At 61.4% G+C, this 3,393-nt stretch carries 4 protein-coding genes; 3 read left to right on the top strand and 1 reads right to left on the bottom strand.

What is annotated here, in order from left to right; all coding sequences use genetic code 11:
- Positions 1-153 precede the first annotated feature (153 nt).
- Positions 154-348 carry a type II toxin-antitoxin system HicA family toxin gene (locus tag AC1DT3_RS15555; RefSeq protein ID WP_477466150.1) on the top strand — a complete coding sequence of 65 codons (195 nt, stop codon included), beginning with the start codon at positions 154-156 and terminating at the stop codon, positions 346-348.
- 3 nt (positions 349-351) lie between these two features.
- Here the strand turns inward: AC1DT3_RS15555 and AC1DT3_RS15550 are convergent, their stop codons facing one another.
- Positions 352-1,257, bottom strand: coding sequence for a DMT family transporter (locus AC1DT3_RS15550; protein WP_477466149.1), 906 nt, complete (start codon positions 1,255-1,257; stop codon positions 352-354).
- A gap of 76 nt (positions 1,258-1,333) precedes the next feature.
- On the opposite strand from AC1DT3_RS15550, the gene AC1DT3_RS15545 reads away from it, so the two are divergent.
- Both AC1DT3_RS15545 and AC1DT3_RS15540 read left to right on the top strand, forming a co-directional pair.
- Positions 1,334-2,197, top strand: coding sequence for a type 1 glutamine amidotransferase (locus tag AC1DT3_RS15545; protein ID WP_477466148.1), 864 nt, complete (start codon positions 1,334-1,336; stop codon positions 2,195-2,197).
- 196 nt (positions 2,198-2,393) lie between these two features.
- On the top strand, positions 2,394-3,393 hold a 1,000-nt coding region (locus AC1DT3_RS15540), incomplete at its 3' end, for an adenylosuccinate synthase (RefSeq protein WP_477466147.1).

Below are 3,393 nucleotides of genomic sequence, written 5' to 3'. Positions count from 1 at the left end.
AGATGAAGCCGATCGTCCGGACGAGATCGAGATCGATTTCATCGCATACGCTCATGATAGGGTCACGACCGCAGCCTAACCGGTACGGCCTGAGAGGCGGCGATCGCTGTTGGGGCACAATGAAAATCATCCATCGCACGCCATGGATCACGGATGAATGATTTTGCTCCGACCGTCCGTCGCATTTTGGGAGAAGGCGGCTTCGTCTTCCTGCGTCAGGGACGTGGCGATCACGAGATCTGGAGACACGCGGGGACAGGGCAAAAAGTGACAGTCGATGGCAAGATCAAGTCACGGCACACGGCAAACGGGATTTTGAAGCAGGCCGGCCTACCGAAAGCTTTCTAAGCCCTATCCCCGCCGCTCCGCCAGCCAGATGCCACCGAGCACCATTGCCAGTCCGATGGCGTGGTAAGAAGCGAAGGGCTCGCCGAGCAGCACGACGGCGAGCAGAGCGCCGAACACCGGAACGAGATTGACGAACAATCCGGCGCGCGCCGGGCCGATCAGTTCGACGCTGCGGATATATAGGATCTGCGAGAACAACGACGGAAACAGACCGACGTACAGCATGACAGCCCAGCCGATCGGCGTCGGCCATTGCGCCTTGCCGCTGGCGATCTCGACGGCAAGCAATGGCAGCGACGAGACGAACGCGACGAGCGCGAGCGCCGCGAAGAAGACGAAGCCCGGCAGATCCGGCCGCTGACGCAGGMCGAGCGTGTATCCGGCATAGAACACACAGGCGATCAACATCAGGACATCGCCGAAATTCAAGCCCAACGACTTCAGGATCGAAAGATCCGCCTGGACCGAAATCACGACCACGCCGACAAGAGTGATGACCATGCCGATGATCTGCAGGGGCAGTATTCGAGCGCGGAAGAACAGGACAGCGCCGAGCAGCACCAAGACCGGTATCGCACCCTGGAAGATCGTAAGGTTGACCGCGCTGGTGAAATGCGCTGCCCCGTAGAAGAGTGCGTTGAAGGCGGTGAAGCCGCACGTGCCCATCAGGATGACGAGCCAGCGATTCGCCTTGATGATCGGCCAGGCTGAAACGAGGTCCTTCCAGACGAAGGGCAGCATGACCGCGACGACGATCACCCAGCGCAGGCAGACCAGGACCATGGGCGACACTTCCCCTACGGCAAGCCGCCCGGCGACTCCGTTGCCGCCCCAGAAGAGGGTGGTGACGATCAGCAGCAGGTAGGCTTGCCCGAAGAACCAGGTCCAGAGCGCTCGCAGGAATGTCATAGGCAATAGAACCTCAGCGCTCTTGCTCCCGAATGCCGATCGGGTAAACCGGCCGAAAGGGAGGCGTCGAAGCTTCATGGCCTTACGGTTTCTGGTTATCGAGGGCAATACGCGTAGCGCAAGGCAGGCCCACAAGGCCGTCTATGGACTCATGCCGTCGGAATCCTATGCTGCCGTTCTCCAGGATGCCGAAGCGGACATCCTTTGCGATCTCGCGTTTCCCGCAGACGAGGGCGCCAACCTTCCCGATGCGTCTGGGCTCGAGTCCTATGATGGGATCGTCCTGACCGGCTCGCACCTGAATATCTACGATGCAACGCCCGACATCCTGCGGCAGACCGATTTGATGCGCGCCGTCTATGCATCCCGAACGCCGTCTTTCGGTTCATGCTGGGGTCTCCAGGTTGCTGCCGTGGCCGCAGGTGGAGACGTACGGAAGAACCCGGTTGGCCGTGAGATCGGGTTTGCCCGTCGCCTGACGCGGACCGAGACCGCCGTTAGCCATCCTATGCTCGCCGGCCGCCCGGCTGCCTGGGATGCCCCCGCCATCCATCTCGATATGGTGACCGTGACACCGGGCGAGACCAAGGTTCTCGCCACAAATTCCATTTCCGTGGTACAGGCGGCGGAGATCACCGTCGGAGGCGGGACCTTCTGGGGCGTGCAATATCATCCGGAGTTCAGTCTCGAAGAACTCGCCGTCATTCTCGGACGCCGAACCGCAATGCTGGTGGACGAAGGCTTTTGCCGCACGCCGGAAGAGGCGGCATCTTACGTTGCCGATCTCAAAACCCTGCACGCGGAGCCGACACGATTCGATCTCGCCTGGCGCTATGGGCTCGATGATGAAGTTCTCCTAACGGAGCGGCGGACGCGCGAGATCCGCAACTTCCTCGCCCATCGGGTGAAACCAGAGAAAAGCGCGCGAGGGCGCGCCTGATTGTGGGTGTGCCGTGCGTATCCACCGACACGTTTGAGCGTCCCGGGCATTCTCCGACTTCGTTGATATCTGGCGGCGTGGGGACAAGGCCCATTTTGCCTTGACCTCGCGGGCCTGATCCATCATGAGACTTTGCAAGGTTTTTCAACCCAAACCCCGGCCTTGCGCCGGGGTTTTTTTATGTGAGGCTTGAGCGATGGCGAATGTGGTCGTCGTAGGCGCCCAGTGGGGCGACGAAGGCAAGGGCAAGATCGTCGATTGGCTGTCCGAACAGGCGGATGTCGTCGTGCGATTCCAGGGCGGGCACAATGCCGGCCACACCCTCGTCATCGGCGAAACCGTCTACAAGCTCTCGCTTCTTCCCTCGGGAGTCGTCCGGCCCAACAAGTTGTCGGTCATCGGCAATGGCGTCGTGCTCGACCCCTACGCTCTCGCCTCCGAAGTCGATCGACTGAAAGAGCAGGGTGTTTCCATCACGCGCGACAATCTGCGCGTCGCCGAGAACGCCACGCTTATCCTGTCGATCCACCGGGAACTCGATGCGCTGCGTGAAAGCGGCGCTGCGGGCACGAAGATCGGCACCACCAAGCGTGGCATCGGCCCTGCGTACGAGGACAAGGCAGGTCGTCGCGCGATCCGCTTGATGGATCTCGCCGACCTCACGTCTCTGCGAGACAAGATCGACCGGCTGCTCGTCCACCACAACGCTCTTCGCCGAGGCTTCGGGCTCGCCGAATTCGACGCCGCCGCGATCTATGAAGAATTGGCGAGCGTGGCACCGAAGGTGCTGCCTTACATGGATGCTGTCTGGCGGCTTCTCGACGAGGAACGCCGATCTGGAAAACGCATCCTGTTCGAAGGTGCGCAGGGCGCGCTTCTCGACGTGGATCATGGCACGTATCCGTTCGTGACGTCGTCCAACACGGTCGCCGGCCAAGCTGCGACCGGCTCAGGCCTCGGCCCCGGCGCCGTCGGCTATGTACTCGGCATCGCGAAGGCCTACACGACCCGTGTGGGTGAGGGCCCTTTCCCAACGGAACTGTTCGATGAGATCGGTGAGCTGATCGGTCAAAAGGGCAAAGAGTTCGGTGTCGTCACCGGACGTAAGCGTCGCTGCGGCTGGTTCGACTCGACCCTGGTGCGGCAAACCGTCCGGACTTCGGGCATCGATGGCATTGCTCTGACCAAGCTCGACA

The organism is Microvirga sp. P4_G7 (assembly GCF_056401005.1).
The sequence above is the reverse complement of the archived record's forward strand: the minus strand, read 5'-3'. Positions and strand labels throughout refer to the sequence as shown.